This is a genomic window from Synechococcus sp. Cu2B8-bc1011 (genome assembly GCF_047302735.1).
In the GTDB taxonomy this organism is placed as follows: domain Bacteria; phylum Cyanobacteriota; class Cyanobacteriia; order PCC-6307; family Cyanobiaceae; genus Synechococcus_C.
The window spans coordinates 725,764-751,144 of record NZ_CP138915.1; the positions used below are offsets into that span (position 1 = coordinate 725,764).

General features: G+C 53.1%; 25 protein-coding genes, 1 tRNA gene and 2 other RNA genes. 15 read left to right on the forward strand and 13 right to left on the reverse strand.

Features of this window, described 5'->3' with window-relative positions; translation table 11 throughout:
* Window positions 1-5: 5 nt before the first annotated feature.
* Genes SIC18_RS03705 through SIC18_RS03715 form a run of 3 tightly spaced genes read right to left on the reverse strand, consistent with a single transcriptional unit; the run spans window position 6 to window position 4,020 of the window.
* On the reverse strand, window positions 6-1,022 hold the full coding sequence (locus SIC18_RS03705) for a GDP-L-fucose synthase family protein (RefSeq protein ID WP_413430190.1): 1,017 nt from the start codon (window positions 1,020-1,022) through the stop codon (window positions 6-8).
* The gene (gmd, locus tag SIC18_RS03710; RefSeq protein ID WP_413430191.1) at window positions 1,019-2,164 is read right to left on the reverse strand and encodes a GDP-mannose 4,6-dehydratase; all 1,146 of its coding nucleotides are present in this window, start codon (window positions 2,162-2,164) and stop codon (window positions 1,019-1,021) included. The genes SIC18_RS03705 and gmd overlap by 4 nt, the downstream gene beginning before the upstream one ends.
* A complete protein-coding gene (locus tag SIC18_RS03715; RefSeq protein ID WP_413430192.1) occupies window positions 2,161-4,020 on the reverse strand; it encodes a polysaccharide biosynthesis protein in 1,860 nt (619 codons plus the stop codon). Before SIC18_RS03715 ends, gmd begins: the two co-directional genes overlap by 4 nt.
* On the opposite strand from SIC18_RS03715, the gene SIC18_RS03720 reads away from it, so the two are divergent.
* Entirely contained in the window at window positions 4,019-4,177 is a 159-nt protein-coding gene (locus SIC18_RS03720) for a hypothetical protein (protein WP_413430193.1), read from the forward strand. The genes SIC18_RS03715 and SIC18_RS03720 overlap by 2 nt on opposite strands.
* Before the next feature lie 510 nt (window positions 4,178-4,687).
* Here the strand turns inward: SIC18_RS03720 and SIC18_RS03725 are convergent.
* Window positions 4,688-5,029: a type II toxin-antitoxin system VapC family toxin gene (locus SIC18_RS03725; protein ID WP_413430194.1), complete on the reverse strand. Its 342-nt coding sequence runs from the start codon at window positions 5,027-5,029 to the stop codon at window positions 4,688-4,690.
* Window positions 5,030-5,213: 184 nt separating this feature from the next.
* Between SIC18_RS03725 and SIC18_RS03730 the strand changes: the two genes are divergently transcribed.
* The 6 genes from SIC18_RS03730 to SIC18_RS03755 all read left to right on the forward strand — a co-directional run bounded on the left by SIC18_RS03730 (window position 5,214) and on the right by SIC18_RS03755 (window position 11,194).
* A complete protein-coding gene (locus SIC18_RS03730; protein WP_413430505.1) occupies window positions 5,214-6,653 on the forward strand; it encodes a mannose-1-phosphate guanylyltransferase/mannose-6-phosphate isomerase in 1,440 nt (479 codons plus the stop codon).
* Between the two features lie 164 nt (window positions 6,654-6,817).
* Window positions 6,818-7,765, forward strand: coding sequence for a UDP-glucuronic acid decarboxylase family protein (locus tag SIC18_RS03735; RefSeq protein WP_413430195.1), 948 nt, complete (start codon window positions 6,818-6,820; stop codon window positions 7,763-7,765).
* Window positions 7,766-8,265: 500 nt separating this feature from the next.
* Entirely contained in the window at window positions 8,266-8,541 is a 276-nt protein-coding gene (locus SIC18_RS03740) for a hypothetical protein (protein WP_413430196.1), read from the forward strand.
* Window positions 8,542-8,629: 88 nt separating this feature from the next.
* On the forward strand, window positions 8,630-8,875 hold the full coding sequence (locus tag SIC18_RS03745; RefSeq protein ID WP_413430197.1) for a CopG family transcriptional regulator: 246 nt from the start codon (window positions 8,630-8,632) through the stop codon (window positions 8,873-8,875).
* Window positions 8,875-9,321 carry a TA system VapC family ribonuclease toxin gene (locus SIC18_RS03750; RefSeq protein ID WP_413430198.1) on the forward strand — a complete coding sequence of 149 codons (447 nt, stop codon included), beginning with the start codon at window positions 8,875-8,877 and terminating at the stop codon, window positions 9,319-9,321. The genes SIC18_RS03745 and SIC18_RS03750 overlap by 1 nt, the downstream gene beginning before the upstream one ends.
* A 118-nt stretch (window positions 9,322-9,439) precedes the next feature.
* A complete protein-coding gene (locus tag SIC18_RS03755) occupies window positions 9,440-11,194 on the forward strand; it encodes an SLC13 family permease (RefSeq protein ID WP_413430199.1) in 1,755 nt (584 codons plus the stop codon).
* Here SIC18_RS03755 and rimM read toward each other — a convergent pair.
* The gene (gene rimM, locus SIC18_RS03760; RefSeq protein ID WP_413430200.1) at window positions 11,191-11,760 is read right to left on the reverse strand and encodes a ribosome maturation factor RimM; all 570 of its coding nucleotides are present in this window, start codon (window positions 11,758-11,760) and stop codon (window positions 11,191-11,193) included. The genes SIC18_RS03755 and rimM overlap by 4 nt on opposite strands.
* Window positions 11,761-11,795: 35 nt before the next feature.
* Between rimM and SIC18_RS03765 the strand changes: the two genes are divergently transcribed.
* Together SIC18_RS03765 and SIC18_RS03770 are read left to right on the forward strand one after the other, a co-directional pair.
* Window positions 11,796-11,978 carry an NAD(P)H dehydrogenase subunit NdhS gene (locus SIC18_RS03765; protein WP_011618181.1) on the forward strand — a complete coding sequence of 61 codons (183 nt, stop codon included), beginning with the start codon at window positions 11,796-11,798 and terminating at the stop codon, window positions 11,976-11,978.
* A gap of 4 nt (window positions 11,979-11,982) precedes the next feature.
* Complete coding sequence (locus SIC18_RS03770) at window positions 11,983-12,792, forward strand: ion transporter (protein ID WP_048347731.1); 810 nt, start codon at window positions 11,983-11,985, stop codon at window positions 12,790-12,792.
* Here SIC18_RS03770 and rnc read toward each other — a convergent pair.
* The 3 genes from rnc to SIC18_RS03785 form a co-directional block, all read right to left on the reverse strand.
* Window positions 12,756-13,505 (reverse strand): ribonuclease III, encoded by a 750-nt coding sequence (gene rnc, locus SIC18_RS03775; protein WP_413430201.1) that lies wholly within the window; start codon window positions 13,503-13,505, stop codon window positions 12,756-12,758. The genes SIC18_RS03770 and rnc overlap by 37 nt on opposite strands.
* Before the next feature lie 33 nt (window positions 13,506-13,538).
* Window positions 13,539-13,930, reverse strand: an RNA gene (gene rnpB / locus SIC18_RS03780) — RNase P RNA component class A.
* Window positions 13,931-14,223: 293 nt separating this feature from the next.
* On the reverse strand, window positions 14,224-16,059 hold the full coding sequence (locus SIC18_RS03785) for a hypothetical protein (RefSeq protein WP_413430202.1): 1,836 nt from the start codon (window positions 16,057-16,059) through the stop codon (window positions 14,224-14,226).
* Between the two features lie 226 nt (window positions 16,060-16,285).
* Here SIC18_RS03785 and SIC18_RS03790 point away from each other — a divergent pair, with 226 nt between their 5' ends.
* Both SIC18_RS03790 and SIC18_RS03795 read left to right on the forward strand, forming a co-directional pair.
* On the forward strand, window positions 16,286-17,419 hold the full coding sequence (locus tag SIC18_RS03790; protein ID WP_413430203.1) for a glycosyltransferase family 2 protein: 1,134 nt from the start codon (window positions 16,286-16,288) through the stop codon (window positions 17,417-17,419).
* Entirely contained in the window at window positions 17,416-18,135 is a 720-nt protein-coding gene (locus SIC18_RS03795) for a class I SAM-dependent methyltransferase (protein ID WP_413430204.1), read from the forward strand. Before SIC18_RS03790 ends, SIC18_RS03795 begins: the two co-directional genes overlap by 4 nt.
* A 199-nt stretch (window positions 18,136-18,334) precedes the next feature.
* Here SIC18_RS03795 and SIC18_RS03800 read toward each other — a convergent pair whose 3' ends face one another.
* Window positions 18,335-18,637, reverse strand: coding sequence for a hypothetical protein (locus SIC18_RS03800; RefSeq protein ID WP_413430205.1), 303 nt, complete (start codon window positions 18,635-18,637; stop codon window positions 18,335-18,337).
* A gap of 331 nt (window positions 18,638-18,968) precedes the next feature.
* Window positions 18,969-19,342, reverse strand: an RNA gene (gene rnpB / locus SIC18_RS03805) — RNase P RNA component class A.
* Window positions 19,343-19,364: 22 nt separating this feature from the next.
* Between rnpB (SIC18_RS03805) and SIC18_RS03810 the strand changes: the two genes are divergently transcribed.
* Window positions 19,365-19,438: transfer RNA gene (locus SIC18_RS03810), tRNA-Arg, on the forward strand.
* A 33-nt stretch (window positions 19,439-19,471) separates the two neighbouring features.
* On the opposite strand, the gene mscL is transcribed toward SIC18_RS03810, so the two are convergent.
* A complete protein-coding gene (mscL, locus tag SIC18_RS03815) occupies window positions 19,472-19,855 on the reverse strand; it encodes a large conductance mechanosensitive channel protein MscL (protein ID WP_048347737.1) in 384 nt (127 codons plus the stop codon).
* 142 nt (window positions 19,856-19,997) lie between these two features.
* On the opposite strand from mscL, the gene SIC18_RS03820 reads away from it, so the two are divergent.
* Window positions 19,998-20,351 (forward strand): hypothetical protein, encoded by a 354-nt coding sequence (locus SIC18_RS03820; RefSeq protein WP_250395020.1) that lies wholly within the window; start codon window positions 19,998-20,000, stop codon window positions 20,349-20,351.
* A 39-nt stretch (window positions 20,352-20,390) separates the two neighbouring features.
* Window positions 20,391-20,846 (forward strand): hypothetical protein, encoded by a 456-nt coding sequence (locus tag SIC18_RS03825; RefSeq protein WP_048347739.1) that lies wholly within the window; start codon window positions 20,391-20,393, stop codon window positions 20,844-20,846.
* Window positions 20,847-20,889: 43 nt separating this feature from the next.
* Here SIC18_RS03825 and SIC18_RS03830 read toward each other — a convergent pair whose 3' ends face one another.
* Window positions 20,890-23,424: a glycogen/starch/alpha-glucan phosphorylase gene (locus SIC18_RS03830; protein WP_413430206.1), complete on the reverse strand. Its 2,535-nt coding sequence runs from the start codon at window positions 23,422-23,424 to the stop codon at window positions 20,890-20,892.
* Between the two features lie 232 nt (window positions 23,425-23,656).
* Between SIC18_RS03830 and SIC18_RS03835 the strand changes: the two genes are divergently transcribed.
* Window positions 23,657-25,051, forward strand: a complete 1,395-nt coding sequence (locus SIC18_RS03835; protein ID WP_084764275.1) for a cation:proton antiporter — start codon at window positions 23,657-23,659, stop codon at window positions 25,049-25,051.
* On the opposite strand, the gene SIC18_RS03840 is transcribed toward SIC18_RS03835, so the two are convergent.
* Window positions 25,048-25,362, reverse strand: a complete 315-nt coding sequence (locus SIC18_RS03840; protein ID WP_048347741.1) for a hypothetical protein — start codon at window positions 25,360-25,362, stop codon at window positions 25,048-25,050. The two genes, SIC18_RS03835 and SIC18_RS03840, sit on opposite strands and share 4 nt — an antisense overlap.
* Between the last annotated feature and the right edge of the window lie 19 nt (window positions 25,363-25,381).

Genomic DNA, 25,381 nt, shown 5'->3' on the forward strand with positions numbered 1-25,381 from the left:
TCCACTCAGAGCCGCACCAGCTGTTGGCTGAGCTGCTCGCGAAACGCGGCCACCGTACTGGCCAAGCCCTGAGCCAGGGGGATGCGAGCGCGCCAGCCATAGGCAGCCAGGCGACTGACATCCAGTTGTTTCCTGGGGGTGCCATCGGGTTTGCTGGTGTCCCACAGGATTGTGCCTCGGTATCCAGTGGCCTCGGCCACAGCTTCCGCCAATTCCTTAATCGTGAGATCCACTCCTGTCCCTACATTTAAAAATGCCAGCGGTTTCCCTTGATGATCCTTTGGTGAATCACCAGCAAGAGCGCTCCAGTTCTCCAGCGCAAACACGCAGGCATTTCCCAGATCATCCACATGCAAAAACTCACGCAGCGGTGATCCCGTTCCCCAACAGGTCATCCGTTGATCTCCACGTTCCTTGGCTTCATGGAAGCGGCGAATCAAAGCAGGTAAAACATGACTATTTTCCAGGTGATAGTTATCTCCAGGACCATAAAGATTGGTCGGCATCAGGCTGATCGCATCAAAGCCGTATTGCTTTCTGAGCGATTCACACAGCTTGATTCCCGTGATCTTGGCGATCGCATACCACTCATTGGTGGGCTCAAGTGATCCCGTCATTAACGCTTCTTCTTTGATCGGTTGCTCTGCAAACTTCGGGTAAATGCAACTGCTCCCTAAAAACAACAATCGCCGCACCCCCGCCTTCCAAGCCCCTTCAATCACATTGGTTTGGATCTTCAAGTTCTCCAGCAAAAAATCAGCTGGGTAGGTGTCATTTGCATAAATTCCGCCCACCTTGGCTGCAGCCAACACCACCACATCAGGCTTGTTTTCTGTATACCAAGCTTTCACGGCTTCGCCATCTAAAAGATCGAGCTCCTGCCGATTTGGAATCAACAATGCTCCGCCTTTCGCTTCATCGCCATAGCCCTTCTCCTGCAACGCCCTACAAATCGCGCTGCCCGCCATGCCCCGCGCTCCAGCAACAAAAAAGCGATCATCAGCTTTGATCAAGCTGCTCACGCCTTGCCTCCTGCGGCCTTTACGGCATCAGGGTTCGTTGGTGGATTCTCCATGGAGCCCACCACATTGAATCCTTTCAATTTCAAATAAGCCTCTTTCTTGGCCTCCTCCTGATCCGTCGCCACCATCTCCGCCACTAATTCCTCCAATGTTGTCGTAGGCGTCCAGCCCAGCTTCTCCTTGGCCTTCGCGGGATCACCCAGCAACGTCTCCACTTCCGCCGGCCGGAAATAGCGCGGATCAATCTGCACCACCACTTCCCCAGTGCTGCGTTTGCCGGTTTCCTCCAAGCCTTCGCCTTCCCACTCGATCGCTCCCCAGCCCAGCTCCAATGCCGTTAATTCAATAAAACGCCGCACGCTTTCCTGCCGCCCCGTAGCGATCACAAAATCCTCCGGTGGACCCTCCTGCTGCAGCATCCGCCACTGCATCTCCACATAATCCCTGGCATGGCCCCAATCCCGCAGGGAATCGAGATTGCCCATGTACAGGCAATCCTCTAAACCCGCGTCAATCCGTGCCAAGCCCCTCGTGATCTTGCGCGTCACAAACGTTTCACCACGCCTCGGGCTCTCGTGGTTAAACAACACCCCATTGCACGCATACATCCCATAGGCCTCGCGGTAATTCACCGTGATCCAGTACGCATACAACTTGGCTACCCCATAGGGGCTGCGTGGATAAAACGGCGTGCTCTCCTTTTGTGGCATCTCCTGCACCAACCCATACAGCTCACTCGTGCTCGCTTGATAAATCCGCGTTTTCTCCGTGAGGCCGAGCATCCGCACCGCTTCTAAAATTCTCAGCGTGCCTAAGGCATCACTATTCGCGGTGTATTCCGGTGCCTCAAAGCTCACCGCCACATGGCTTTGAGCTCCAAGGTTATAAATCTCATCAGGCTGCACCTGCTGAATAATCCGAATCAAATTGCTGCTATCCGTTAGATCCCCGTAATGCAGCACCAGGCGCGGATCATCCTCATGGGGATCTTGATACAGATGATCAATTCGGGTCGTATTAAAACTGCTCGCTCTTCTTTTGATCCCATGCACCTCATAGCCCTTCTCCAGCAACAACTCCGCTAAATAACTGCCGTCTTGTCCAGTAATTCCAGTAATCAGAGCTTTTTTGGTTGAGGTCACTTCGTGCTCGTCTCGGATTGTTTGTTGTGAAACTTCTGTGGCTGCCACTCCGGAACTAGATCATTCAACACCGCTAAAGCGGCAGGCCCATCCTGCTGGTTGATGGCGTCCTCCAAGGCATCTAGCTGCGGCCAGAGCTGTTCCGGCTGAAGCGCTCGTTCCTGAGCCCGAAAGATCAGCGGATGAGAGGTGGGCTCGCTTTTAGCATCAATCAACAGCTCTTCGTAAAGCTTCTCCCCAGGCCGCAGACCGGTGTAGACGATCTCGATGTCGCCGTTGGGGTTACTTGCGTCCTTGAGGGACAAGCCACTAAGCCGCACCATCTGCTCCGCCAAGGTCTTGATCCGCACCGGATCGCCCATTTCTAGCAGCAGCACCTCCCCGCCTTCAGCGAGCACGGCCGCCTGCAACACAAGCTGGGCCGCCTCCGGGATCGTCATGAAATAACGAATGATCTCCGGATGGGTCAGCGTGATCGGCCCTCCAGCTGCGATCTGACGCCGAAACAAGGGCACCACCGACCCAGAAGAACCCAGCACATTGCCGAAGCGCACCATCGCAAAGCGCGTAGGTCCTGGCGGTTGCGCCTGCACCACCAGCTCCGCCAGGCGTTTGCTCGCTCCCATCACGTTGGTGGGCCGCACCGCCTTGTCGGTGGAAATCAGCACAAGCTGGCGTGATCCACAGCGCCTGGCGACATCGCAGACGACGCGTGTGCTGAGCACGTTATTCGCCAGGCCCGCCAGCGGATTGGCTTCCACCAACGGCACGTGCTTATAGGCCGCTGCATGGAACACCACCTCCACGCACTGCTCCTTGAAGCAGCGCTCCACCAAAGGTGCCTGGGCAGCGCTACCGAGCACGGGCACAACCTCCACGCCCACCGGCAGCAGACCGCTCAGCTCCTGGTGAATGGCATAAAGACTGGGTTCACTGCGCTCCATCAGCACCAACCGCCGTGGCTTCAAGGTCAGAATCTGGCGGCACAGCTCTGATCCAATCGAGCCCCCTGCGCCGGTGACGCAGACCGACGCCCCCGCAATACCTGGCCCAAGCAACTGGGGATCGGGAGGCACCGGATCACGCCCCAGCAGCTCCTCCACCTGGATCGGCCGCAGCGCATTGATGCGAGCTCGACCGCTGGTGATCTCCTCCATCGAGGGGATCTGAAGCACGAGGATGCCGCTCTCCTGCAGAGCATCGACGATCTGGCGGCGCCGGCTGCGAGTCAGCGAAGGAATCGCCAGCAGCACCTGATCGAGCCCCTCAGCGCGCCGTTGCAAAATATTCGGTGGCGCGATCGACACCCCATTGATCGAACGTTGCCAGAGGGCCGGGTCGTCGTCGACAAAAAACTCCACGCTATGGCTGTTGAACAGGCGCAGGGCCGCCATAAGCTGCACCCCCGCATCACCAGCGCCATAGATCGCGACTCGCGTCAGTGCCTGTCGCGGTTTGCTCTGCAAACTCAACAGCACATCACGCAGGCCAAAGCGCACCGCGCCAGTGAAGCCCGTGAGCAGCAGCCAGAGCAACAACCAGCTACTGCGCGGCGGCATCGGCAAGCGCAGCACCCAACCACAGGCCATCAGCATCAACACCAGCAGACCATTGCGCAGTGCCAGCTGATAGAGGGCACGGCTTCCCACGTAGCGGGTGAGGCCCTTGTATTGGCCGCTGAAGGCATAGAGCGGGAAAGCAATCAGCCAGGTCGCCGGCAACAGCCACCATCCGGCGGCTGTGAAGCTGGGAGGAAAGGGATGGGCCAGCCGCAGCCAGAAACTCAGCCACACCCCCAGGGGCAGGAGCAGCGCATCGACAGCAATCAAAAGCAAGCGTCGCTGGAGCGGCGCCATGCGCAACAGATTGGAAGAAAGGGACCTTGCAGACCCCCTACTGATCGTCATGCCGATGGGGATTTCAAAACGATTGCGCCGGCGATCACAAGTGGACTTGGGGCGTGTGAATCAGACAGTGGAGATATACAGAAAGAGCAAGCCTGGCTTCGGCTGAAGCGGACGGTAGCGGAGCTTGACCGTCTCGGATGCATCAGATCACCAACTCTGCCACGGCTCCCAGGCGGGGCGACTCTTTACTCTCTTGGGCTTTTGGGGATCAAGGGGATGCACAACAAAAGCACGTAAGCGTATCGATTTTGATTCAGAACCGTGCCGTGCACAAGGATCATTTCGGGTGCGAGGCGATTCCATGCAGACTTTGCATCACCTCATCCCTGGGCTTAAAGCCACACCAGCTCCTGGCGCAGCTGGCTTTTACTCAAAGATTTTTTAGTAGATCAAGGCGTTAGCGGGATCAGTGGCTAGTGGCTCCCGGGATGCTGTCCGAGAAGCCGTGGCAAGGGAACTTCTAGCTCCTGGCACGGAAAGCACCTGGATGACGATAATCCGCAGCCACAACCTCACCAGCCATACCTACGCGATCCGGCTCTTGCAGAAGAGATCGCCCAATTGATGCCAATCAATACGGCAAGGAACCGCAAGGCCAAGAAAGACAAACGCCTTTTCAACACACCTTCAAAATAAGTCCAACATCTGCAAGGCTTTTGAAGTAAGCATCCATGCTGAAGAGTCGAGCCTGATGTTGCCTCGCAGTTATCAGGATGATGCTGACTGCCATAGGCAGGCGTAGAGCGTGGCTGAACTGCGCAGCAGCAGTCGCGATTGAGGAATCAAGATCCACGACCTTGCCGCCTTGCATCACGGCTATCGCCTGGATCGCCTGAGCCTCGCTGTACTCACGCAGAATCCACTTGAACACTTCGAAAACGGTGATGGCAGGCACGATCAAATACTTTTCATCGTCAAGAACCTCAAGGAAACGATCTGCCCGAGGTCCATTGGTCAACACCTCAATCCAACAACCCGGAAGGCCTTATAAAAAACCGCTTGTGCACTAACCCCCCCCAAACAGTCGCAAGCCTCGATTCAAGAACATAAATCCAATACGAATTTCATCCGGGTTTGGCCCATAACCCTTGAATCCCACTCTCAGGCTGCGCGAGACTGGAATTGATCGAGAGCAGTTTTCAGTGATCACCCCGCTTATCCCTGTGATCCTTTGCGGTGGCACTGGCACACGCCTCTGGCCTCTTTCGCGGGCTAGCTATCCAAAGCAGTATTGGCCTCTCGGAGGCAACGGTGACGACACCCTCCTGCAACAAACCCAAAAGCGCTTGGCGGGAATTGAAGCGCTTGGAAATCCCCTGCTGATCTGCAACGAGGATCACCGCTTCATCGTGGCGGAGCAGATGCGCCAGATCGATGTGGAACCTGGCGCGATCCTGCTGGAGCCGATGGGTCGCAACACCGCACCTGCAGTTGCCGTCGCTGCACTTCAAGCAACAGCCAAAGGCGACGACCCCCTGTTGCTCGTTTTGGCAGCAGACCACGTGATTCGCGATGGAGCTCACTTTCAAGCAGCGATTGCTGCAGGAAGAGCAGAAGCGGAGACAGGCCGTTTAGTGACCTTTGGGATTGTGCCGACTGCACCTGAGACCGGCTATGGCTACATAGAAGCCGCTGAATCTCTTCAGCCTGGAGCACTGACGCCAGTCCCGATTGCGCGCTTCGTGGAGAAGCCCGATCGGGCCACCGCCGAACAATTCATCGCCAGTGGGCGCTTCACCTGGAACAGCGGCATGTTCCTGTTTAAGGCCAGCGCCATGCTTGCTGAGCTAGAGCGACTTACGCCTGAAGTGGTGAGCTGCTGCCGCGCCGCCTTGGAACAAGACACGGCTGACCTCGACTTTTTACGCCTGGATCGAGACGCCTTTGCCAAATGCCCCAACGTGGCGATTGATGTGGCCGTGATGGAGCAAACCGAGCTCGGCAGCGTGCTTCCCCTTGATGCTGGTTGGAGTGATGTGGGCAGCTGGAGCGCCCTCTGGGACACCGCTGATCGCGATACAAACGGCAATGTGTTGCGCGGGCGGGTGATCAGCGAAGGCAGCAAAAATTGTTATCTACGCAGTGAACACAGGCTGGTGGTAGGCCTTGGCGTTGAAAACCTCGTGGTCGTCGAAACTGACGACGCCGTGTTGATCGCTGATCGCAGCCAAGCCCAAAACGTGAAAACGGTGGTGCAGCAGCTGGAAGCAGAGGGCAGCCCCGAGGGCAAAGCACATCGCAAGATTTACCGCCCGTGGGGTGCTTATACCGGCGTGGTGGAAGGAACGCGCTGGCAAGTGAAACGGATCTCCGTCAAACCTGGCGCCAGCCTGTCGCTGCAGATGCACCATCACAGAGCCGAGCATTGGGTGGTGGTGCACGGAACTGCCCTTGTGGAGCGTGATGGTGAAGAGCAACTCATCGGCGAAAACCAGAGCACTTACATCCCCATCGGCTGCAAGCACCGGCTCAGCAATCCCGGCCGAATCCCAGTGGTAATGATCGAGGTTCAAAGCGGCGAATACCTCGGAGAAGACGACATCGTGCGTTTTGAAGACCGCTATGGCCGCAGCGATCTGTAGAGCAGAGCCTTGCGATCACGACCTAGCCCAAAACGATCTACAAACCTCTCTCCCACCTGCATTAGTAGATTTTTCAAAGAGGTCATTCATTCCAGTGCATAGCTTTAACAAGGCCAAATTCGATCGATCTCATAGCTCTCTTTTCTTCAGTTTCTAACTAGCTGATGCCTGCTTCTCTCATTCGCAATTTGGTGACCGGTGGTGCTGGTTTTCTGGGCTCCCATCTCTGCGATCGCTTGATGGAGGCTGGAGAAGAGGTGATCTGCTTGGACAATTACTTCACGGGCCGTAAGGCGAATATTGCGCAGTGGATGGGGCATCCCCGCTTTGAATTGATTCGCCATGACGTCACTGAGCCGATCAAGCTTGAGGTGGACCGGATCTGGCATTTGGCTTGCCCTGCCTCACCGGTGCACTACCAGTTCAACCCGGTGAAAACGGCGAAAACGAGCTTCATCGGGACTTACAACATGCTGGGCTTAGCCAGGCGGGTTGGGGCAAGGCTGCTGTTGGCCAGCACCAGTGAGGTGTATGGCGATCCAGAGGTGCATCCCCAACCCGAGAGCTATCGGGGTTGCGTGAACCCCATCGGCATTCGCAGCTGCTACGACGAAGGCAAGCGGATCGCGGAAACGCTGTGTTTCGATTACCAGCGGATGCATGATCTGGAGATCCGGGTGATGCGGATTTTCAACACCTACGGCCCGCGCATGCTTCCTGATGATGGCCGTGTCGTGAGCAACTTCATCGTTCAGGCGCTCAAGGGAGAGCCGCTCACTCTTTATGGCGATGGCAGTCAGAGCCGCAGTTTCTGCTTTGTGGATGATCTGATCGAGGGAATGATTCGCTTGATGAATGGAGATCACAGTGGGCCGATTAACATCGGCAATCCAACCGAGTTCACGATCAGGCAGCTGGCGGAACTGGTACGGGACAAGATTAATCCAGGCTTGGAATTAATTTGTAAGCCGTTGCCTCAAGATGATCCGCTGCAACGGCAGCCAATAATCGATCTTGCCCAGAAGGAGTTGGGTTGGGCACCCTCTGTGGAACTTGAAAAAGGCCTGGAGCCCACGATTGCTTACTTCAAGGAGTTGCTTCTGTGTACATAGCACTCATCATGATTGATGACTCGAATTGATTGATTTCGCCTCGCTTTATATTTGTCCAGGCCCTTGGAGGATTTGTTTCCCTTGAATCCTTTGCTAGAAACTTTCTTTGATTCCTGTTTTTTACGACTGGATGCCAGGATTGATTGATGATTGATGGCTAAGTCTAGGTCGAGCTGGATGGCTTTGATGCAACTTTCAAGTCGTGGTTTCTAATCGTCTTGGCATATTCTTCCTTTGCTCTGCACTTGGCTTGCTGTTTGCCTGCTTTGCGCTTTTTCTGTTTCATTCGTGCAAATGCAATCGTGCAAATGCAGTCGTGATCAGAATCATCTCAATTAAGTGATTGTGATTGGCTTTTGGGCCAGATGCTCAATATGCCGTTGATGCATAAAACCTGATTTCATGCTTTGAAGGCCTTGGGCAAGCTGAGTGAGTGGTCTGTAATTTCAGAACTCTTTAGTCTCAAGCTGAGCCTTCTTGACGCATGGCATTCTGAGTTGATGAGGGTTTTGATCTTCACCTCCAGCGGTGGTACGGCTCATGATGCAGCGGCGTATGCGATCGAGGCCTGGCTAAAACGCTGGGATCCAGATGGGGAGGTTCTGGTTGAGCACGTACTCGAGAACGCGAGCGTCTTCACCCGCGCAGGAGTCGCTCTGTACAACTGGATCCAGCGCCATGGCCCCTTGATGCACCAGATCTATTGGCGTGTTGTGGAGTTTGAGGATGTAACCAAGCCCGGGACTCTGCTCGCCGAGGAATCGTCTCGTATTTGAGGCGTGCGAGCTCTTGGGACGCTTGATCTACCGCCCTTGGTAGCTGCTATGGCTTGTCGCTAAATTGATGAAAGATGTGTGATGCTTGATGCGTACAACCCTGCAGCTCGATGACGATGTGCTCGCCGCAGCGCGTGTATTGGCTCGTCAGCGTCGCCGTTCTGTGGGCGATGTCATTAGCGACCTAGCCCGGCAGGCCCTATCCAGGTCAGCAGATGGAGGGTCGCAGGTCGTTTTGGAGCAACGCTCTGGATTGCCGCAATTGCCCGTGAAAGCTTCTGGTGGCGTCGTTGATCTGGAGCGTGTGAATCAGTTGCGCGATGAAGAGGCTTGATGGCCGAACGGATTGCTTTGCTGGATGTGAATGTGCTGATCGCTTTGATCGATCCCAGGCACGTGCACCACGAGCCATCCCACCGCTGGTTTGAGGCCCATGGCGGCCATGGCTGGGCGACATGCCCCCTCACCCAAAACGCGCTGTTGCGGATTCTCGGTAACCCGCGTTATCCCAACAGCCCTGGCGGGCCTCTGGTTGTGATGCCCTTACTCCAAGAACTGCTTGCCCATCCAACTCATGTTTTTTGGCCTGATGTGTTGTCTTGGGAGGCCGCTGGAGTATTTGAAGCAGAAGCACTGCTTCACCACGGGCAAATCACGGATACCTATCTTCTTGGGTTGGCAGTGCATCACCAAGGAAAGCTTGTCAGCTTTGACAAGCGTCTGAGCCCTCGTGCTGTACGCGGAGGAGAAGAAGCGCTGCATTTGATTGATCCAGGCTGATGACCTTTGGAAGGGCATTGATTCCGTTATCAAGCCTCCCTGCGCTGCTCGCCTCAGCCAGCAGCGCAATGTCCGATGCTGAAGACGTCTTTGTCTTGCCGATCCAAGTGAGGCCGTCTTGAGCGCCCTGGTCACGTTGCTGCTGTTGGCGTTGGCGATCGCCTGTTTCATCGGCGGTTGGCTCGCGCCTGAGCTTGTGGCCTTATTGGCTGCAGGCCTGCTTATGGCCACAGGGGTGCTCACACCCAATGAGGCCTTGGCTGGCTTTGGCAGCCCTGCCCTGATCACCCTGGTGGGCTTGTTTGTGCTCTCCAATGGCTTGCTGCACAGCGGCGCCTTGGATCGCTTGCGTGAATTGCTGGCCTCGCCGCGGATCCGCAACCCCAGCCAGTTGATGGTGGTGTTTGGCTTTGTGGTGGCGCCGATTTCCGGTTTCATCCCCAACACCCCGATCGTGGCGATCTTGTTGCCGGTGGTGCAGGGCTGGTGTCAGCGCCGAGGGATCAGCCCGTCGCGGGTGTTGATGCCGCTGTCGTTTGCCACCCTGATCGGTGGCACGATCACCCTGATTGGCACCTCCACCAGCTTGCTCGCCAGTGATGTGGTGTCCCGGTTGGGTTATGGCTCCTTTGAGCTGTTTTCCTTCACGGCCATCGGCATTCCCGTATGGCTCATTGGTGCCTGCTATCTGGTTCTTGCTGGCCGTTGTTTGCCCGATCGCGGTGATCAAAGCGACGACAACCTTCAGGCCTTGAGCCGTGATGGCTACCTCACGGAGGTGGTGATTCCGCAGCGCTCTCCGCTCTGTGAGGTCACCTTGCATGAGAGCCGCTTGCAGCGCCGCTTTGATGTGGATGTGCTCGATGTGCACCGCGACGGTCAACGTTTGCAGCCCCCCCTCGCCCAGTTGCGTTTGCAGGCTTCCGATCGCTTGCTGTTGCGCTGCAGCCGCCAGGAGCTGTTGCGCTTGCAGCAAGACCGGATGGTGGATCTAGCCGGCACCCTGCTCGCCGAAGAGTTGCCCCACATCCGCCATGCCGAAGTGTTGGTGCCGGCCGGCTCTTTGCTGGCCGGTGCCACGCTGCGCGAGCTGCGCTTTCGCCAGCGTTTTAATGCCACGGTGCTCGCGGTGAACAGGGCCAACAGCACCCTGCGCGATCGCCTGGGACGGGTGGTGCTTCGAGAGGGAGACATGCTGCTGCTGCAAGCTCCGCTTGATGCTCTGCGCGGTCTTCAGCAATCCAGCGATCTGGTGGTGCTCGATCAGCTCGACGACGATCTGCCCTCCACCCACCGCAAGGGTTTGGCGGTCAGCGTGATGCTCGCCGTGTTGCTGCTTGCCGGCTTCAAGGTGATGCCCCTCGTCGCCGCTGTGCTCGTGGGTGTGGGGGTGTTGGTGCTCGGCAATTGCCTCGATGCAGGAACGGCCTTGCGTTCGATTCGCTGGGATCTCTATCTGCTGCTAGGTGGCCTGTACAGCTTCAGTGTGGCCCTGCAGAAAACGGGGCTGGCCGATCAGGTGGCCTCCAGCCTGCTCACGTTGCTGCAACACAGCTCCGCCTATGGGGCCTTGCTGGTGATGTATGCAATCACCCTGGTGGCCACCGAACTGCTCAGCAATGCGGCTGCCGTGGCCCTGGTCTTACCGATTGCCGCTGCCGTGGCTACAGGCTTGGGGCAGCCGCCGATGTTGTTTGCCACCGCCGTGGTGTTTGCGGCTAGCCAGAGTTTTCTCTCTCCGATTGGCTACCAAACCAACCTGATGGTGTATGCCCCTGGCCGCTATCGCTTCCTGGATTTTTTCCGCTTTGGTTGGCCGCTGTCTCTGGCCTACACCCTGATGGTGCCGCTGCTGCTGCTTTGGCTGGCTTAAAGCTCCAACAACCCCGGTGGTGGGGTGAGCAGCAACCAGCCCTCCTCCAGCTGCACCTCCGGCACGATCGCCTCAACAAATGGCACTAACACCGTTTTGCCGCTGTGGAGCTGAATCTCCAGCAGATCATTGCCGCCGCTGATCAGGTTGTTCACCGTGCCAATCGCTTCATCACTGCCGGCCAAACGCGCTTCTAATCCCACCAGATCAAGCAGGTGAAACTCACCCTCGGCGAGTTCAGGGCGGTCTGCGGCAGGAACCAGCACCGTGTTGCCGACGAGCGCTTCGGCGTTGGCGCGGTTGGTTACGCCTTTGAAACGCACCACATAGAGGCTTTTGCCTGGCAGTTGCCGGCCCTCGAGCAGCTCCACCTCTGTCAAAGGTGATCTCTTGGCCTTGGCTTGCAGCCAGCGTGGTCCAGGGTCGGTAAAGCGTTCGGGAAAATCACTGGCCGGGTTGAGGCGTAGTTCGCCCCGTAACCCCTGCGCACCAACGAGCGTTCCCACCGGTAGCCAATCGTCGGTGTTGGTCGGATCAGCTGGACTGGGTGACGGAGTGGAAGTCATCATTCGATAATGGCCTTACGACTGCCCGTTCTTTGATGGCTTCCGCTGCCCCGATCCTGCCCGGTGCCACGGTCACCGTGGTGGATACCCGTTCGATCTATGCCGGCTACACGGGATTTGTGCAGCGCATCAGCGGCGATCGCGCAGCCGTGTTGTTTGAAGGCGGCAATTGGGACAAGCTCGTGACGATGCGTCTCAGCGATCTCAGCGCCGCTTAAGGCGATGACGCTGCGTCTGCGCTTGCGGCGGATTGTTCTTGAGGCAGACACCCGGGCTGGCCGCATCTACAACCTGATCGTTTTTGGCACGATTCTCGCCAGTGTGGCTGGGCTGTTAGTTGAGCCCACGCCCACCTGGATCTCTGCTTCTGACCAAGCACCCGATTGGACGAATGCTCTTGAGCAGATTTGTCTAGGGATTTTCATCGCTGATTTTCTCTTGCATCTGTGGGTGACCCCCAAACCGTCCAATTATTTGTTCAGTTTTTACGGCTTAATTGATTTCTCAGCCGTTCTGTTTTTCTTTATTCCACAAATTAGCAGCGGCCTCATCCTCTGGATTTTCAAATTTGGACGCGTTCTGCGTGTGTTCAAACTGCTGCGCTTTCTCGATGAAGCCCAGTTGCTCGGCAATGCCTTAAAAGCCAGTGCCCGCCGCATCGGCGTGTTTTTGTTTTTTGTGGTGATGGCCCAAGTGGTGCTCGGTTACTTGATGGTGTTGGTGGAAAGCGGCCATCCCGAAACCCAGTTCCGAACCGTTGGGCAAGGGGTGTACTGGGCGATCGTCACGATGACCACGGTGGGCTATGGCGACATCGTTCCCCAAACGGTGCTCGGGCAATTGCTGGCTGCCGTGGTGATGCTGCTGGGCTTTGGGATCATCGCCATTCCCACGGGGATTATCACCGTGGAAACGATGGAGCAGGTGCGTCGTGGAGGCAGGGTGTGTGCGAGTTGTGGGGCGCAGACCCACCGTGCGAAAGCCCGGCACTGCGATCAGTGCGGCGCAACGCTTCCGCCAGTTGCCGTTTGAGGCTCACGCAGGGCGGCTTTGGCCGCTTCCTGTTCCGCTTGCCGGCGCGAACCACCCCAGGCCTCTGCCGCTTGCTTGTCATGGATGAACACCTTGCAATGGAAGCGGCGGGGGTCGCCATGGCGCTTGTTCACTTCATCGCATTCGTAGGTTGGTAGCCCCAGCCCCTGCGCTTGGGTCCATTCCTGCAATGCCGATTTGCTATTGCCGCGATGGGGATCCGCGAGCACCTCAAGCGTGGTTCGCTGCCAATAGGGCGTGAGCCAAGCTTGGACGGGCCTGATCTCGCCGGTGATGCGATAGATCGCACCGATCAGAGCTTCGCAATGCTCGGCTCGCAGGGTTCTGCGTGCCGCCTGATCACCGCTGGCTTTGGAGCCAACCTGGAGCAGCATTTCAATGCCGATGGTCGTGCCGAGCTCCGCTAACCAGCGGTCGCTGACCAGCTGAGCGCGTAGGGCAGAGCGTTCCCCAACAGGCATCTGGGGGTGTTCGGATTCGATGAAATCCGATGCCGCTAGCCGCAACACAGCATCACCGAGAAACTCCAGTTGTTCGTGATGGCGGGCGAGCCCTGTGGAGGTGTGGGTGAGGGCTTCGTTCAGGTGCTCCAGCTGCTCCCGGTTCAAGTCTTTGTGGTTGCCAGTGTTCGAATCGGGAACCAGCTGGCGCCAGAGCTCTTGCAGTTGCTGTTCACGGTGGGGAGTAATCACAGCAACTCGGCCTGACGGAACATCAACAAAGAGGGTTGAAAGCAGGACATAAGCCGGGTTCTGTTCACCCTTCCAAGGAAGGGGGGTGATCATCTATCTGGGATCGCCGTTACCGACGACCTCGAGCGGCGCACAAAGGCGGAACGGGGAAGATGGCCACCCGTCGTTCCTAGGCCTTGCTCCCAGCCGGGGTTTACCGAGCCAGCACCTCTCGATGCTGCTGGTGCGCTCTTACCGCACCTTTGCACCCTTGCCTGTGCCAGCGAGCCGGCCATCGGCGGTGTGTTTCTGTGGCACTCTCCTCACGGTCACCCGCACTGGGCGTTACCCAGCAAGCCTGGCCATCGGGGAGCCCGGACTTTCCTCAACGAATAACAGCCGCTCTAGAGCGACAGTCATCAATTGCGATCACCTCGCCTGCTTTCAAATAATATTATAGATCAGACAAAGCTAGTTAGTTGGTTTTTTAGTTATTCAGTCAATTAATGGAGCAAAATATTCTTTGGATATGCTTTTAACTTAACTCACGCCTTGGTTTTGATTAAAAATTTCACAAATTCTAAAGCATTGGATTTTTGTTGGCAAGTGGCTTGTGCAATGAGAATCTTGACTTGATGCGTGTTAGCAAGTTTAAGTAATAAAAAGTATTATTCAAGCTATTTGTTGCCGTTCAAGTAGGTAAATGAACGCCTTGCTGCCATAGTTTAAGATTTAGATATCATTCATTTGATCGGTAGTTAGAATTGACTTTTTGCCAAATGTTGTATGTTCCCCCTTTAGAAATTATATGATATTTGGTTTTATCAGAAAGACCTTCGACAACCTTTTCAATTTTTTTGGAGATTATAAATGAATTGTATTGATTTGTTGATTGGAGCGCATCATGATCAATAAGGTTAGGGCCATGGGCGTAAAATTTCCCACCCCAAATATTCAAATATTTAATATCCGAGAAGGCTTTTCCGGTTGCAATTTGAGGGTTGTAGGACAAAGCAAACGCAATTGAGCACCTCTTGCTGGCAACTCTATAAGTACAGTAATTCTGAGTATCTTCTAGAAGCTGCTGGTCATTCACATAGGCATAAGTAGACTTTTGGCGCTCAGAATAAACATATTTTGGCAATGTAGAAAGGCTGATGCATATTAGGATTGAGGCAAAAATAAGGTTTATGAGCATAGCAGGGCGAGGTGATTCTAAGATGAATTTAGTGCAATAATTATTCGTCTGAACTGATAGAGTTTCCCTGGAGTAATGCGATTGATACTCTGCCAAGCCAACTAGCATTGATATTAAGTAACTAATGATGATAGCGGTTGGAATAAAGTAGTGTAGGTGCGGGCTTTTAAAGAGTAGAAAGAGCCCAATTAAAATTGAAGATATTAAAAGCGTCCAGCTTACCCCTGGACATCTGACTCTTTTGTTAGGTGTGTGATCTAAATTTTTCGAGTGGCCTGAACGGATGGAAGTAACTAGTTCACCACTAGTTGTTTTCCTCGACAGATACTTGTCATTAAGCCTGGCTGAGCTCTCGTAATGCAATAGATATAGAAGTGAAATAGCAGCAACTAGTAATTGCAATAGGATATAGGAATTATCAAGGGATAAAGCTTTCAGGAAAGCCGCCATATTGCCGGTATCGATAATGCCAATATCACCTGTTCCATATTTATCTTTATAGATTGCATTCCTAACTAGCCATTTTATTAAATGTATGATTCGAGGATGAATTATCGCTAAAAATAGTGAGCAACAGCATGCAAAATATATCAAAGAGCTTTTTAGTTTTGTCCATTTTATAGTTAATAAAAGTGGTAAAAAGGGTGCAAATGTTATCTTTGTGAATATCCCCAAGGAAGCAATAATACCTAAGGCTCGGGAGCTATATTTTGCCTCTTTGCATGTACTTACGGATAAGCCATACAGAGATTCAATATAGAATGGGCTCAAGTAAAACAGGCCTAATAAAACAAGTATGATTAGTAATGCTTCAGGGCTAGGATATAAGGATCTCATTGCTATCAAGCCTGACCGACTAGAGCTGGAGCCCCACATAAATAGAAACATTTGCGAAATGATGGCTGCGGCCAAGCTCCCTGTCAGTTTCCAGATTCTGTTTGCCAATAAATAAGTACAAATTGCGACCAGACAGGACATTATGACTCCTGTGGCGAGCATCAATGCTTCAGAATTTTCAACTACAAACGAGTCAATCTGGCTGATACTGATCCAATCTGTTCCAGGCCTGGTAAAGGTCGCGACCTTTGAAGCCAAGAACCCCAAAATGATTAAACCTGCAAAGAATATTTGGAATGTTGTCCCAGGATGATCTACATGTATAGGAATTTCCCGATGCAATAAAGTAAGCCCAGAATATAGATATACATAGGCAGGGTCCTGATCATAAAAAAAGTTATTTGTGGCTATAGGATAAAAACCAGATCGGATAACTAATCCACAGAGCAGCAGGAAAGATGTAGGTATAATCATTAGCAATAGATTGCTTAATGATGGTTTTATCCCTTTTTGGTGATGCCAAATTTTGCGCATACTCATTGCTTAGAATTGTCCTTAATATTTGAACAAGGTGGGTGGCCAAGTATGCTTTTCCATTAATGTGCCTTAAGATTTAATTTAATCTTACAAGATTCTCTGGGTCACAAGACATTGTTTTGCATAAGTGAAGCTTATGGAATTTGAGGGGCTTGATGATTTGATTGCGCTTTAGGCGTGTATGGCTTAAGATGATTCAATTATTTTTTGGTGCTTTGAAGTAATTTTTATGGAAGAATATTTTATATCAAAAGCCACCTTAAATTCTTCGAATATTGACCTTGCAATTCAATCCGCTCTATCCAAGTCATCAGGCGCTAACGGAGTATTTACTTTTCAAATAACAGGAAATATATGGGAGCCATTGTGTAGATGGCTTCGAATGGATTCTAGAGCTTTAAGTACAACTACTATTTCTAACAGGCTATCAACATGGGATATTGAGTCTTTGGCAGAAATTCATTCTCTAGTTCCTGTCAAATGGGTGGCATCAAAACTCACACCCTTTCATACTTCTTGGGTTCCGCAAAAAATTAAGAATGCTCTACGGAGAATTCCTGGTATCCGTGATTTTGCTTACTCTATAGAATATACATTCAGACAAACAGGTCAACCAAATATTGATCCTGTTGCTTCTATTGCTGACACATATTCGATTGTTCTCCCTGCTAGGAATGAATCAGGTAATGAACAATTAATACGAGACGCACTCGATCACATTATTTGTCATTTGCCCAATTCTGAAGTAATCTTTGTTGAAGGAAATAGCTCTGATAATACTTGGATTATGCTGAATTCTGTAGTCTCAGATTATCAGGAGAAGCTGAGAATTCTTTTGATCAAGCAGGAGGGTAGAGGCAAGAAAAATGCAGTTATATCTGGTTTTTCGAAAGCTACTGGTAGCACGTTGGCCATTATCGATACTGATTTTACTGTTGACATTTTAGACAGTATTAGGGCTATTGAATATTCTTCACGCCTTAATGGTTGCTTTATCAACTGTACAAGAACTGTTTACCCGATGGAAGAGGGAGCTATGCGTTGGGCCAACTATATAGGAAATAGAGTTTTTGCCACATTAGTATCTTGTCTTCTCTGTCAGAATGTGTCTGACTCTTTATGCGGAACGAAGATATTTACAAAGCATTTATATGCCTCTATGCTTGCTGATGGATCTTGGCTATCTAAAACTGATCCCTTTGGGGACTTCACAGTTTTATTCGGAGCCTCTAAATATAAATATAAAATAATTAATTATCCAGTTAAGTATAAATCTAGATTCAGTGGTTCGCCGAACATTTCTAGGTGGACTGATGGTCTTAAGCTCATTCGAGTTTGTTGGCATTATTTTTTATCTGCATGAATTCTGCTGAATTAACTTCTCAAAGAGCTAATATGCTCAAGAGGCGTCCAGCCTTGTCTTTTCTCTACAGTGAATGGTACAGTCTGATCAAGCAATCTCTCGCGCCAATTGATGGAAAGATATTAGAGTTAGGTTCAGGGGGTGGCTTTCTGAAAAAAGAATTGCCTCAAGTAATTACTAGCGATATACTTTCGGGCCTTGATGTTGATTTAGTGCTTGATGCAAAAAGCATTGGTGATATTTTCCCCAATGAGTTGTCTAACCTTATTCTTCTAAATGTTTTTCATCATATAAATGACAGTTTTGTCTTTTTAGAATCTGCTATGAGATGTCTAAAGCCAGGTGGAAGAATATTGATGATCGAGCCGGCTAATAATATATGGAGTGTTTTTATATACTCTGTTTTTCGTCATGAGCCGTTTTGTCCTGATCAAAACAGTTGGAATTTTTCATCGCATGATCCTCTTAGAGATAGTAATCAAGCGCAGAGCTGGATTGTATTTAAGCGGGATGCCTTTAAGTTTCAAAAGTTATATCCAGATTTGTACGTAACTGCATGGCACTCTTTAATGCCGTTTAGTTACATGATGACTGGTGGATTTTCTTTTAGTTTTAATGTGCCTAGGAGCATTGTTCGCTTCGTTCGGCGCATCGAGAGGAAATATTTTGATAAAAAATTTGGACTTTTTACATTTATAGTGATTGAGCGAAAATGATGCCGCCTATTAAGCGTAACGTATTTTTCTATGTATTACTTTATTTCTTTCTTGCTTATGTATTTGGGCTGATTTTGAGGAGTTTCAGTCCTGTATCTATTCTTCTGAGCAAGCTTTCCCCGCCTTTTCTTTTGCTTGCAAACATTATCTCGCTAATTTTGGGATTGCCGTTTTCGCTTTTTTTTGACTTTTCGCTTTTTTACTTATATGGTTTGCAATACTTAATTTTTTGGCCATGTCTTGTCTCTTTAATCTCTACTTTCCAGGTTTTTTTGTTTAGGGCTGTTGGAGAAGGTAGGTTCTTTAAAGGAATATGGTTAAAAGATAATTTGATGCTACGCGGAAAAATATCCAAGATTCCTTGGATTAATGCCCAACATGTTAATTCTTCTCTTGTCATTTTGTTCGTTCGCTCAGTTCCGATTTTGCCCTTTGCTGTCGCTAGTTTGTTCATAGCCGGATTGCCCAACAGGCTTGGGGGTGTTTTTTGCTTGTCATTCATTGGTAGTTTGGTGTACTACATTTTTATTTTCTGGGGTTTTAAGTTGGGCTTTCAGTAAAAACCATTTCTTTCGCTCTGAACATGACCTTTCTGGGTTTTGTTGAATTTATTTGCTGAATGAAAGTTGGCTTCATTTTTGGTATGTGAGGAAGTAAATCAGTTGCATTGCATGCCTTGCTTAATACGAAAGTCTATTTAAGTATTGATTAAAAATTTATCTGATTGACGGCTAGTATTTGCGTCGTTATTAAATGGTAAATTTGGCCTTTTCTTGCTGTAGCGCTCGCTTTCGTTTGGCCACCTTTTAGTCATTAATCTTTTCAATTTTAATTATTAAAATAAGCACTCTGCATTGTTCATTTTGTTCCTCAGCCGCTTTAGTTCTTTGTTCGTCTTAGTGCAGGCACTGTTGTCGGGATCGCTCAATGGCCACCAGTAGTTCGTAGTTCCTAGGCCTTGCTCCCAGCCGGGGTTTACCGAGCCAGCACCTCTCGATGCTGCTGGTGCGCTCTTACCGCACCTTTGCACCCTTGCCTGTGCCAGCGGAACCGGCCATCGGCGGTGTGTTTCTGTGGCACTCTCCTCACGGTCACCCGCACTGGGCGTTACCCAGCAAGCCTGGCCATCGGGGAGCCCGGACTTTCCTCAACCGATGGCTGCAGCCCGAAGGCAACAACCATCCATTGCGATCACCTCGCCTACTTTCAACCCCCATAATGGCCTCTGAGGGGCTGTAGCTCAGCCGGATAGAGCGACGGTTTCCTAAACCGTAGGTCGTGGGTTCGAGTCCCGCCAGCCCCGTGTACTACTGCTATCGCCTTCAGCCTGGCTTCCTCAGAAACCCTTGCGCTCTAGTGCGTCTGTGAGGCGAGTTATGGCAGAAGCCAGTTGAGCTTGGGGATCAGGTTTGGTTTCGGCAATGACCTCTTGCTTGCGTTTGGAGGCCTCGATGGACTTCACAATCAAGAAGCACACAAAGGCGATCACGAGGAAGTTGATGATCGCCACAATCACGGTTCCTGCTGGCCAGGAATTGATGGAATCAACATTGGCTGCCTTCAATGCCGGCTCAAGGGCATTGGTCATCACCAAGGTCACAACTGAGGCAACGACCTTGCCGAAGGCACCTGCAATCACAACGGCAATGGCGAGATCAACAACGTTGCCTTTGTTGATGAAAGCTTGGAAGTCTGCAAATAAACCAGGCTTACGAGTCATTGAGTGAGTGAACTGTCTCCTATTGGATAGTCATTCAGGGTGAGCTTTTCCAGCTCATGGATACAAACTGATGGATTGTCTTGGATTGATGGGGTAGCCAGATGCCTCACCCCCGCTATTTTTGAGAGTGTGAACCGGTTCCATGACCCAGCTTCACGAGCTTCGGCTACGGCTTTTGGTTCAGCAAGAAAGCGAGCGCATCGCTGCGAGCCATCCAACCGACCTTGATTTGTCTGTGGTGCAAGCGCGATGCCTGTGCTGGCTCGCCCTTTTGGCGGAAGCCCATGAAGATCAAGCCAGTGACGCTGAGAGTCGTGGAGATACCGAACAAGCGATGGGTTGGTTTGCCGATTCCATGCGTTTGCGCGATGCCCTCAATGTGGTGAGCTCGATCGAGATTCCCCTGCCAGGTGTTGTGGAGAGGAATGGAGATCAGTTCGGCGAACAGTTTGGTGATGGCTCTGGGGTCGATCAGGAACCGCCCTTGGCCGCCTGATCAGGTGCCATGATGGTTGGCAACTGAGGGTCTGCTGCTTTGCCTGAAGAGCCCTGTCAATGTCCAGACTGTCAACGCTTCTACCGTGAGCATGACCGTCTGATCAGAGAGTCACCAACATTGCGTCAGCAGCAAGAGCTGAGTTGGGCGGCCCTTCAAGCGTTTAGAACCCTGTCTGGCAGGGTCTTGGAGGATCTGCAAAAAGAACACGGCACTCCCGCTGCTGATGTCCAAACCCATGCCACCCCAATCGGTGGTGGGGAGGAGCCTGCTGATGCCATCCATCAAGCGATGGCTGATCTGGAAAACATCAACGCCCATCTCTTTTCTATTGAAGCGTTGATGGAGCGCATCTTTGATGTGCGTGTGCCCGACGATATTGAACAGAAATTTAGGGAGTTGGCCGGGGAGCTTGCCCCAGACCCCCTCAACGCTGATCGCTTGCGTTTAAATCGCTTGTTGCATCAAACCCCTGATCTTCCCGATCGCGGCTGAACCCTAGAAAAGCCCTCGAAATGATCTCGAGGGCTTTGTTGTGTCAACGCACAATGTCAGGCACATCGCAGGTGATCTCAACGGGCATGGCCTCCACCTTCCAGATGTCGCGGCAGTAGTCACGGATCGAACGATCGGATGAGAAGAAGCCGCTTCTGGCGCTGTTCAACACCGACATTCGGTTCCAGTGATGGCGATCGGTCCAAGCCAGACTCACGGCATCTTGAGCGCGCAAGTAGTCGGCGAAATCAGCCATCACGAAGAAGGGATCATTCCCCGTGAGGTTGTCGATCAGAGGACGGAAGAGCTCCCCATCGCCATTGCTGAAGTGACCCATTTCCACCAGGCGGATGGCTTCAGCGAGTTCAGGAACCGATTCAACAACCTCCCAAGGCCTGTAACCGCGTTGCTTGAGGTCGGCAATTTCTTCCACGGTCTTGCCGAATAAGAAGAAGTTGTCCGCACCCACGTGCTCACGAATTTCAACGTTGGCGCCATCGAGGGTGCCAATCGTGAGCGCACCATTCATGGCGAACTTCATGTTGCCGGTGCCAGAAGCCTCCTTGCCGGCCGTCGAGATCTGTTCGGAAAGATCCGAGGCTGGATACACCTGTTCGCCCAGCTTCACGTTGTAGTCAGCGAGGAACACCACCCGCAGCCGTCCATCCATGTCGGGATCCGCGTTGATCGTTTCGGCGATGCCGTTGATGAAGCGGATGATCAACTTGGCCATGTAATAGCCAGGTGCTGCCTTGCCACCAAAGATCACCGTGCGAGGTGCCATGCCGTCGGCTTGGCCGTTTTTGATCCTGAGGTACTGGGTGATCACCTGCAAAGCGTTGAGGTGCTGGCGTTTGTACTCGTGGATTCGCTTCACCTGCACATCAAACAGGCTGGATGGATCCACCAATACGCCCGTATTGCGGTGGATGTAGGTCGACAACTTGCGCTTCACGGAGAGCTTGGTGTCTTCCCAGTGAGTCAGGAAGCCCGTGTCGTTCTGTCGATCCTCAAGCTTGCGCAGGATCTCCATATTGGTGACCCAGTCGGGTCCCACATGCTCATCGAGGAGGGTGGAGAGTTCGGGATTGGAGAGAGCAACCCAACGTCTTGGGGTGACGCCATTGGTCACATTGGTGAATTTTTCGGGCCAGAGCTCGGCGAATTCAGGCATGAGCTGCTCACGCACCAAGTCGGAGTGGAGCGCTGCCACACCATTCACGTGATGGGCGCCAATGGTGGCGAGGTGGGCCATGCGGATCGACTTACCGCCATCCTCATCAATGATCGAGAGTTTGCGTTGAATCGCCTCGTTGCCCGGGTAGCGCAAGCGCACCTGCTGCAAGAAGCGGCGGTTGATTTCGTAAATCAGCTCGAGGTGTCTCGGCAACAGGCTTCCAAAGAGGTTGAGATCCCATTTCTCGAGTGCCTCGGGAAGCAAGGTGTGGTTGGTGTAGGCCACGGAACGACGGGTGATGTCCCAAGCCTTGTCCCATTCCATGTGGCGATCATCGATGAGCAGACGCATCAGTTCTGCGACTGCGATGGCGGGATGGGTGTCGTTGAGCTGAACGGTCCAGTACTCAGGGAAGTCGTCAATGGACAGCCCACGGTTGTCGAGGCTGCGCAACATGTCCTGGAGTGAGCAGCTCACAAAGAAATGCTGCTGTTTCAGGCGAAGGCGGCGTCCCTCATCGGTGCCGTCGTTCGGATACAGCACTTTGGAGAGGGTTTCACTGCCCACTTTCTCTTCCACAGCGCCGTAGTAGTCGCCGATGTTGAAGGCATAGAAATCGAAGCTTTCCGTGGCATCGGCGCGCCAGAGGCGCAGGCGATCGCAGGTGTTCACGCGGTAGCCGAGCACGGGCACATCGTGGGGGACGCCAATGGCGTGATCCGATGGGATCCAGCGAGAGCGGTAGTTGCCCTTGTCATCGAGATAGCTCTCCGTTCGGCCACCAAAGCCCACAAAGCAGGCCTGATCGGGTTGCGGCAGTTCCCATGGCCAGCCGCCCTTGAGCCACTTGTCGGTGACCTCAACCTGCCAACCGTCGCGGATCAGCTGGTTGAAAATTCCGAATTCGTAGCGAATGCCGTAGCCGGTGGCAGGAATTTGCAAACTGGCGAGCGATTCCATGTAGCAAGCGGCTAATCGCCCCAGGCCGCCATTGCCAAGGCCGGGCTCTTCTTCCACTTCGATGATCTGCTGCAGGGATTCAATCCCGAAGCGTTTCACGGCTTCTTCCGCTTCATTCTGGATTCCCAAATTCAGCAGGTTGTTGGCCAGCTGCGGGCCAATCAGGAACTCCGCAGATAGATAAGCCACCGTTTTTTGCGGTCGGGCCCGAATCGCCTCCAAGCTGGCCAAGTAGCGGGTCATCAGCCGATCGCGCACGGCATAGCTCAGGGCCATGTAAAGGTCGTGGCGACTGGCGGATGGCGCAAGCTTGCCCAGCGTGAAGAACAGATGTTCTGTCATGCCGTCGAACACGGCATCACCATCCAATCCGGCCCGTTCTGGGTCGGCGTAACAACCAGGAGTTGGAAGGCGAAGATCGAGGGGTTCGGAGCTGCTCATGGAGGGGGGAATATGCCGATTGCTTTTTGTATTGCGTTAAGTGTGCTGGTATTGGACCGAGAAAGCTTGAAACGGTGGCCGAACTGTGACCGAGGCTTCTGGTTCAACCGTCGGCCAAAAGCTTGCTTGTGCGGCCTCTCCTTTTGTGGCCATCAGCTAGCAGGTCGTCGCAATGCACGGTCAGGGATCCCGTTTGCCTTTATGGTCCCGCTGAGAAAACATGCCGATTCCGATGCTCGCCGCTGCGATGCCGCCCCTTCTCACGCCGCTTTTGGCTGAACTGTCTGCGCACGATTTCGAGATGGCGGAAACCCTCATTGGGGTTGGCCGATTCATGCTGATCTTTGTGGCGGCGAGGGCGCTGGCCGAAGTTCTGGTTCGCCTTCAGCTCCCCACGATTTTGGGAGAGCTGCTGGCCGGTGTGTTGATTGGAGCGTCTGGTCTCCACCTCTTGGTGCCGCCCGAAACCCAGGTGGAGTTGAGCAATGGCTTGATCACCCTTCTCAGTTCCTTAGGCAATGTGCCTCCTGAATCGGTGACGGATCTCTACAACGAGAGTTTCCCGGCCCTGGAGGCAGTAGCCCAACTGGGATTGTTTGCTCTCCTGTTCCTCACCGGTTTGGAGAGTGAGCTCGATGAGTTGATCGCCGTGGGCACCCAGGCCTTCACCGTGGCTGTTGCGGGTGTGGTGTTGCCATTTGCCCTGGGGACCTGGGGCCTGATGGCCATTTTCCACGTGGACGCCATTCCAGCGATTTTTGCCGGTGCGTCGATGACCGCCACCAGCATTGGCATTACCGCCAGTGTGTTCGGAGAACTCGGATATTTGAAAACGCGCGAGGGACAGATCGTGATTGGTGCGGCCGTTCTTGATGACATCCTCGGCATTGTGATCTTGGCTGTTGTGGTGGCCTTGGCGTCCGGCGGCAGCCTGGAAATTGGTCCGATCGTCAAGCTGGTGGCTGCCGCCGCTGTGTTTGTTGTGGCGGCGATTGGTTTGAGCCGCACGGCAGCGCCTGCCTTCGATTGGTTGATCGACAAGCTCAAGGCACCGGGTGAGGTGCTGGTGGCGTCCTTCGTCATCCTTGCGCTGAGCTGCTTTACCGCCACCGCGATTGGCTTGGAGGCTGCCCTTGGCGCCTTCGCGGCTGGTCTGATCCTGAGCGGCTCAAAGCACAATCACGCCATGCAACAGGCGGTTCTGCCGATCGTGACCTTGTTCGCCACGATCTTCTTTGTGCTCGTGGGCGCCGGCATGGATCTGTCCGTGATCAATCCTTCGGATCCTGGGAGCCGCACCGCTCTGATCATCGCCGCCTTCCTGTTTGTGGTTGCCGTGATCGGCAAGATTGCCGCTGGTTGGGCTTTTGTGAGCAAGCAACCCACCCGTCGCCTTGTGGTTGGGCTTGGAATGATGCCCCGCGGAGAAGTGGGTTTGATTTTCTTGGGCCTTGGCACCAGCGCGAAGCTTCTGTCGCCTTCGCTCGAGGCGGCCATTCTCTTAATGGTCATCGGCACCACCTTCCTGGCACCGGTGCTGCTCAGATTGGTGATTGGTGGCGACAAGCCTGATGACGATGACAAGGTCGATAGCGAGGTTGCGGCTGATCCGGTTGGTTTGATCTAGTCCCCTTGCCCGCGGGCAACCACCAGAAACAAACTCCAGCCAATGGTGATGAAGGCCAGGCTGGAGGCCCAGCCTGGTCCGAGGGCCCAGGCCAGGATGAGTTGGGTGATCACACCCACCACAAGGGCGAGTAACAGACTGCTGATCACCAAAGCGGCCTGACGCCAGGCCCCACTCAGGGGACCGTCTTCCAAACTGGCCTCCAGCCGTTGAAGGGGACCACTGAGCGGCAGGTAGAGGGCGAGCGCCCAGAACAGGCCTCCGCTCAGGGTGCTTCTTTGCAGCAGGGGCCCCATCTCGTATGTGTCCATCGTTGGCAAGTGCCCGGCG

Bases quoted from the DNA above. Each gene is read 5' to 3' on its own strand.
- SIC18_RS03790 (WP_413430203.1), top strand. From the start codon at position 16,286: ATGGAAGAATATTTTATATCAAAAGCCACCTTAAATTCTTCGAATATT.
- SIC18_RS03820 (WP_250395020.1), top strand. From the start codon at position 19,998: ATGACCCAGCTTCACGAGCTTCGGCTACGGCTTTTGGTTCAGCAAGAA.
- SIC18_RS03785 (WP_413430202.1), bottom strand. From the start codon at position 16,059: ATGAGTATGCGCAAAATTTGGCATCACCAAAAAGGGATAAAACCATCA.
- SIC18_RS03765 (WP_011618181.1), top strand. From the start codon at position 11,796: ATGGCTTCCGCTGCCCCGATCCTGCCCGGTGCCACGGTCACCGTGGTG.
- SIC18_RS03830 (WP_413430206.1), bottom strand. From the start codon at position 23,424: ATGAGCAGCTCCGAACCCCTCGATCTTCGCCTTCCAACTCCTGGTTGT.
- mscL (WP_048347737.1), bottom strand. From the start codon at position 19,855: ATGACTCGTAAGCCTGGTTTATTTGCAGACTTCCAAGCTTTCATCAAC.
- SIC18_RS03770 (WP_048347731.1), top strand. From the start codon at position 11,983: ATGACGCTGCGTCTGCGCTTGCGGCGGATTGTTCTTGAGGCAGACACC.
- SIC18_RS03840 (WP_048347741.1), bottom strand. From the start codon at position 25,362: ATGGACACATACGAGATGGGGCCCCTGCTGCAAAGAAGCACCCTGAGC.
- SIC18_RS03720 (WP_413430193.1), top strand. From the start codon at position 4,019: ATGCGCAACAGATTGGAAGAAAGGGACCTTGCAGACCCCCTACTGATC.
- SIC18_RS03745 (WP_413430197.1), top strand. From the start codon at position 8,630: ATGCGTACAACCCTGCAGCTCGATGACGATGTGCTCGCCGCAGCGCGT.
- SIC18_RS03750 (WP_413430198.1), top strand. From the start codon at position 8,875: ATGGCCGAACGGATTGCTTTGCTGGATGTGAATGTGCTGATCGCTTTG.
- SIC18_RS03795 (WP_413430204.1), top strand. From the start codon at position 17,416: ATGAATTCTGCTGAATTAACTTCTCAAAGAGCTAATATGCTCAAGAGG.
- SIC18_RS03740 (WP_413430196.1), top strand. From the start codon at position 8,266: ATGAGGGTTTTGATCTTCACCTCCAGCGGTGGTACGGCTCATGATGCA.
- SIC18_RS03835 (WP_084764275.1), top strand. From the start codon at position 23,657: ATGCTCGCCGCTGCGATGCCGCCCCTTCTCACGCCGCTTTTGGCTGAA.
- SIC18_RS03800 (WP_413430205.1), bottom strand. From the start codon at position 18,637: ATGAATGACAAGCAAAAAACACCCCCAAGCCTGTTGGGCAATCCGGCT.
- SIC18_RS03715 (WP_413430192.1), bottom strand. From the start codon at position 4,020: ATGGCGCCGCTCCAGCGACGCTTGCTTTTGATTGCTGTCGATGCGCTG.
- SIC18_RS03735 (WP_413430195.1), top strand. From the start codon at position 6,818: ATGCCTGCTTCTCTCATTCGCAATTTGGTGACCGGTGGTGCTGGTTTT.
- rimM (WP_413430200.1), bottom strand. From the start codon at position 11,760: ATGACTTCCACTCCGTCACCCAGTCCAGCTGATCCGACCAACACCGAC.